The sequence below is a fragment of the Terriglobales bacterium genome, assembly GCA_035454605.1.
In the GTDB taxonomy this organism is placed as follows: domain Bacteria; phylum Acidobacteriota; class Terriglobia; order Terriglobales; family Acidobacteriaceae; genus DATMAB01.
In genome coordinates this window covers 1-5,587 of sequence record DATIGQ010000017.1, presented here as the reverse complement: position 1 = coordinate 5,587, position 5,587 = coordinate 1, and the positions used below count along the sequence as shown (strand labels likewise).

General features: G+C 62.6%; 5 protein-coding genes and 1 tRNA gene. 1 reads left to right on the top strand and 5 read right to left on the bottom strand.

Going from position 1 to position 5,587, the window contains the following annotated elements; genetic code table 11:
• Positions 1–154: 154 nt before the first annotated feature.
• The 5 genes from typA to VLE48_01475 form a co-directional block, all read right to left on the bottom strand.
• On the bottom strand, positions 155–1,984 hold the full coding sequence (typA, locus tag VLE48_01495; GenBank protein ID HSA91658.1) for a translational GTPase TypA: 1,830 nt from the start codon (positions 1,982–1,984) through the stop codon (positions 155–157).
• A gap of 104 nt (positions 1,985–2,088) precedes the next feature.
• A tRNA-Glu gene (locus VLE48_01490) sits at positions 2,089–2,163 on the bottom strand.
• A 76-nt stretch (positions 2,164–2,239) separates the two neighbouring features.
• Positions 2,240–2,929, bottom strand: coding sequence for a hypothetical protein (locus VLE48_01485; GenBank protein HSA91657.1), 690 nt, complete (start codon positions 2,927–2,929; stop codon positions 2,240–2,242).
• A gap of 134 nt (positions 2,930–3,063) precedes the next feature.
• A complete protein-coding gene (locus VLE48_01480; protein HSA91656.1) occupies positions 3,064–3,771 on the bottom strand; it encodes a hypothetical protein in 708 nt (235 codons plus the stop codon).
• Positions 3,772–3,887: 116 nt separating this feature from the next.
• Complete coding sequence (locus VLE48_01475) at positions 3,888–4,736, bottom strand: hypothetical protein (GenBank protein HSA91655.1); 849 nt, start codon at positions 4,734–4,736, stop codon at positions 3,888–3,890.
• A gap of 223 nt (positions 4,737–4,959) precedes the next feature.
• Between VLE48_01475 and VLE48_01470 the strand changes: the two genes are divergently transcribed.
• The coding region (locus VLE48_01470; GenBank protein HSA91654.1) for a hypothetical protein at positions 4,960–5,587 on the top strand (628 nt) is incomplete at its 3' end.

The window sequence follows — 5,587 nt, the reverse complement described above, 5'->3', positions numbered from 1 at the left end:
CTAAGGGGGGCGTGCTTCAGACAGCCTGACTTAGATCAGAAGATCTGAAAGAGTGAGAAGAAAGAGAAACTCGCTCGAAATCAATCTTACGCTCGATGCTGGGGGAAGTCAATTCAGACGGCCGATTGGAATGTGAACAGAAGGCCGTTTGCCGCTATTCGCTGGCCGGCGTGGCCACCGGCACGGCGTTCTTGCGTGGACGCCGGTTCGCTTGCAGCACTTTCTTACGCAGGCGCAGCGATTTCGGGGTCACTTCGACGTACTCATCGTCGGCGATGAACTCGATCGCCTGCTCGAGATTGAGCGCGCGGTACGGTACCAGCCGGATGGCGTCATCGGCGGTAGAGCTGCGCATGTTGGTGAGCTTCTTCTCGCGCACGCAGTTGACGTCCAGATCGTTCTCGCGGGCGTTCTCGCCGATGATCATGCCTTCGTAGACCTCGGTGCCGGGAGCCACGAACAACTCGCCGCGCTCCTGCAAACCCCAAAGCGCGTAGGCGGTGGTGGCGCCGGGGCGGTCTGACACCTGTGCGCCCGTAAGGCGGTGGGGAATCTCACCCTGCCACTCGATATGGCCGTCGAAGAGGGCGTTCATCACGATGGTGCCGCGAGTGTCTGTCAGCAGTTCGCTGCGCAGCCCGATCAGGCTGCGGCTGGGCACACGGAACTCCATGCGCACGCGGCCGTAACCGTGGTTGTGCATCTTGAGCGTTTCCGCCTTGCGCGTTCCCAGCTTCTCCAGGACCACGCCGATGAATTCCTCGGGAACGTCCACGGTGAGCCGCTCCACCGGCTCCATCACCTTGCCGTCTTGCGTGCGGGTGACGATCTCCGGCTTTCCCACCATCAACTCGTAGCCCTCGCGTCGCATCATCTCGATGAGGATGGAGAGTTGCAGCTCGCCGCGGCCCGTCACCCGGAACGAATCCGGGCTGCCGGTATCTTCTACCCGGATGGACACGTTGGTGAGCAGTTCCTTCTGCAGCCGTTCGCGCAGGTTGCGCGAGGTGACGTACTGCCCTTCCCGGCCCGCGAACGGCGAGGTGTTCACGGTGAACAGCATGGCGATGGTGGGCTCGTCGATCAAGGTCCTGGGAAGGGGCGCGGGCGCTTCTGCGCTGGTGATGGTTTCCCCGATGGTGATCCCGGTGACGCCGGCGATAGCCACGATGTCGCCCAGTTCGGTCTGCTCGATATCCACGCGATTCAGGCCGCGGAAGGAGAACAGCTTGGTGATGGTGACTTTCTCCAGCGTCCCATCAAGCTTGGCGATTCCCACCTGATCGCCGGTGCGCAAGGTCCCGTTGAACACCCGCGCAATGGCCAGCCGCCCCAGGTAGTCGCTGTAATCGAGATTGGCCACCAGGATCTGCAGGGTAGCGTCGGGATCGCCGGCCGGAGCGGGCAGGGTGTTGACGATGGCGTCAAAGAGCGGACGCAGGTCGGCTCCCGCCTGGGCTGCGCTTGCCGACGCCGTCCCCGACCTGGCGTTGGTGTACAGCACCGGGAACTCGAGCTGGTCCTCGGTAGCATCCAGATCGATGAACAGGTCGTAGATCTCGTTCAGCACTTCCTGGGGGCGGGCGTCGGAGCGGTCGATCTTGTTGATGACCACCAGCGGAGGCAGCCGGGCCTCCAGCGCTTTGCTTAGCACGTAGCGGGTCTGCGGCAGCGGCCCCTCGCTGGCATCCACCAGGAGCATGACGCCATCCACCATCTTCAGGGCGCGCTCCACTTCGCCGCCGAAGTCGCTGTGTCCGGGCGTATCCACAATGTTGATCTTCACGTCGCCATAGAACACGGCCGTGTTCTTGGCCAGGATGGTGATGCCGCGCTCCCGCTCCAACTCGTTGGAGTCCATCACCCGGTCCACCAGTTCCTGGTTGGCGCGGAAGACGCCGCTCTGGCGCAGCATGGCGTCCACCAGCGTGGTCTTGCCGTGGTCTACGTGGGCGATGATCGCGATGTTGCGAATCTTGCTCAAAGCCATCCTTCCGGTGCGTACTTCAACTCTAGCAGCCTAACCAAACGAGTTCCCGTTCCCAAGAAAGCTGCCCCAGTATCAAAGAGGAAGCGGCAGGTGGGTTTTGGTAGCGCTACCGGGAATCGAACCCGGGTTTGGAGATTGAGAATCTCCCGTCCTAACCCCTAGACGATAGCGCCGAAAAAGCGGTGGTCCGTGGCCGGTGATCGGCGGCCGTAAGAAGCCGCCGCCGCCAGAAAAATTATAACAAACCCGTCAGCGACCGACGGCTTGGGACGATCGTGGTTCGACGTCCAGCACGACTTCCCCGTCATTCTCGTAGATCGCATCCACGTGAGCTATCGGGTCGTCCTGCGCGAGGTGGACGCGCTGCGCGGGGAAATAGATCCGTCGGTAGTCGCGCACGATCTCTTCTGGCGGCAAGCCTTCCTGGTTGCGGGCCATAGCGCGGGCCAGCGCGGTTTCGAACGAGCATTCTACCCAGTAGCGCAGGTCATAGCGGTTGCGATACTCCTTCTTCAGCACGAAAATGCCTTCGAGAAGGATGACGTCAACATCGCGGAAGTCATAGGTGTAGTCGTAATAGCGGTCGCGGGCGATCTCGATCAAGCTTGTGGTGAGGTGAATCGAGCGCCCGGCGCGCAAGGGCTCGATCAGCAGGCGGAAGAAGTCGTCCCAACGGAAGGTGTTGCGATAGAAGTGGCCGCCCGGATCGGTTTCGCTAAAGCGAACTGTCTGCGGCAAATGCCAGGGGTCGATGTTGATGACGGCCGGATGGAGGCCGCGGCGCGCCAATTCTTCCGCCAGCCGGGCGGTAATGTAGCCTTTGCCGGACGAATCGATGCCGCTGATGGCGGCCAGCGCTGCGCATCGGCCACGGAGTTTCGCCACGCACTCTTCAACGGGCACAGCCAGGTCGCGAATGTCACAAGTGCGAAATGCCATGCACGTCAGATGACGAGGAGGGCAGGAAGTTTCGCATACCCCTGAAGCCCCGAGAGCCTCTGTCCTCCACGGCGGACGAAGCATGACGCCGGCGGTTTCCCGCTCATCCCGCAAGCGGGATTCGCTCGCGCCGGTCAGTTCAGCCGTTTCTCGATAGCGCCTACGATGGTGCGTAGCACCTTCACCCGCGCCCAATGCTTGTTGTTACCCTCGACGGCAGTCCAGGGGGCGTAGGAGGTCGAGGTGTGCAACAGCATGTCTTCGACGGCGCCGAAGTACTCATCCCACTTGGCGCGGTTGCGCCAGTCCTCGTCGGTGAGCTTGTAGGAACGGTAGGGATCGAGCTCGCGGCTCTTGAAGCGCCGATACTGTTCGTCCTTGCCGATGTGGACCCAGAACTTGCAGATGACCATGCCGAAGGAATTCTGGTGGGCCTCGAACTCGTTGATCTCGGCGTAGGCGCGGCGCCACTCCTCCTCGCTGCAGAAGCCTTCCACCCGTTCCACCAGGACGCGGCCGTAGTAGCTGCGGTCGAAGATGGCCAGATGGCCGGAGCGCGGCAGCTTGCGCCAGAAGCGCCACAGATAGTGGTGCGTGCGCTCTTCGCCGTGGGGCGCGGCATAGGCGGAGACGGTGAAGCCGCGCGGATCGAGCGTCTCGGTGACGCGCTTGATGGCGCCGCCCTTGCCGGCCGCATCCCAGCCCTCGAACATGCACAGTACCGGCACCTGCTGCTTGAACATCTCAAAATGCAGCTCGCGCAGACGCACCTGCAGCTTGCCACATTGTTCGTCGTACTGCTTATCGTTCAGCTTCTTGCTCAGATCGAGTTTTTCCAGCATGGTCGGCCTCTCTCCTTACAAAGCGGATGCGCGCCTTTCGCGCATCGGCGCGATTCGGCGCGCCCAGATCCTTCGCTCGGCAAAAAAACAAGCGCCTCGCTCAGGATGACAATCCCCTAGGCGGGGATGGCCTCGGTAGTCTTGCGTTCCTCTTCGCGACCGCGCTCGGCATCGTGGGCGGCGCGGGCTTCGCGCGCCTGCTTGCCGGCAGTGCGCGCCGCCGCCGTACGCGACACCAGCTCGGGATGATCGCGCCGGCGCTTCAGCGCTTCTTCGATGCGCGAAACCAGCGTCTCAAACACCCGCACCCGCGCCCAGCGCGAATCGTTGGCCTCGATCAGCGTCCACGGAGCATGGGCGGTGTTGGTCTTGGCCAGCATCTCCTCCACCGCCGTCATCCAGCGGTTGTACTGCTTGTGGTGCCGCTTGTACTCCTTGGTGATCTTCCAGCGCAGCAGCGGATCCTTCAGCGCGTCGGCGAAGCGCTTCTTCTGTTCTTTCTTGGAAATGTGCATCCAGAGCTTGATCAGCACCAGGCCGTCGTCGGTGAGCCAGCGCTCGAACTCGTTGATCTGTTCGTAGGCGGCGCGCCAGAGCTTTTTCTTCACCAGCTTGTCGCAGCGCTCCACCAGGACGCGTCCGTACCAGGAGTGATCGAACACAGCCATCTCGCCGTCGTTGGGCAACGCCACCTGGTAACGCCACAGAAAGTGGAAGCGCTGCTCCAGTGGCGAGGGCGGGGAGCCGGGATGCACCCGGAACAGGCGCGGATCCAAACGCTCCGTCAGCTTCTTGATCACCTGGCCCTTGCCGGCCGTGTCCCATCCTTCCAGGCAGATGATGACCGGCAGTTCGGCCTTCTGGGCGGCGTATTGCAGCCCGCGCAGCTTCTCCTGCAATTCCTTCATGGCCTTGGAGTAAGCGGGTTTGGAAAGCTTCTTTTTCAGGTCCAGGGTTTCCAGCATGGCGCCTCCCGGGAATGAGTCCTTAAGGTTTACTTGCTCGTAAATAAATAAGGCCAGGGAAGAGGGCCGATTTTGTATCACGGGGCGCGCGATTTTGCACCTGTTTTCTTGCACCCCAGATGGGGCTTGACAAGCCGCTTGGAGGGGGAGCAGAATGGCTCTCGCTTGGCGAATAAAAAGCGAAAGTAGCTCCCGCAATCGCTTCCGCTTCTTGAGGACTCCCATGAACGCCGCTGCGCTCCGCTCCTATCTTTCTTCGCAGGAAAAGCTGGGCCCGGGAAGCCTGATTCCCTTCCCCCGGCTGGCGGAGCGCACAGCGCCGGAGACCGTGCCCACCGGGGTCGAAGAAATCGACGCCCTTACCGGTGGCCTGCCGCGCGGGGCGTTGACGGAAATCTGCGGACCGGCGTCCTCCGGCCGTACCAGCCTGCTGCTTTCCCTGATGGCGGTGGCCACCGCCCGGGGCGAGGTCTGCGCCCTGGTCGATGCCGGCGACGCCTTCGATCCCGAATCCGCCGCGGCCGCGGGCGTGGATCTGAAACGACTGCTGTGGGTGCGATGCGGGAAAACAGCCGTCAGCCATCAACCGTCAGCCATCAGCAAAAACGGAAACCGGGAAAAACAGGACACTCTGCGACGAATGGAGCAGGCTCTGCGCGCCGCCGACCTGCTCGTGAACGCGGGCGGATTCGGATTGGTGGTGCTGGACCTGGGCGACGTGCCGCACCGCATGGCGCGACGCGTCCCGCTCACCTCCTGGTTCCGCTTCCGCCGGGCGGTGGAACACACGCCAGCGGTCCTGGTCGCCCTGGAGCAGGAGCCTTGCGCGGGAAGCTGCTCCTCGCTGGTGC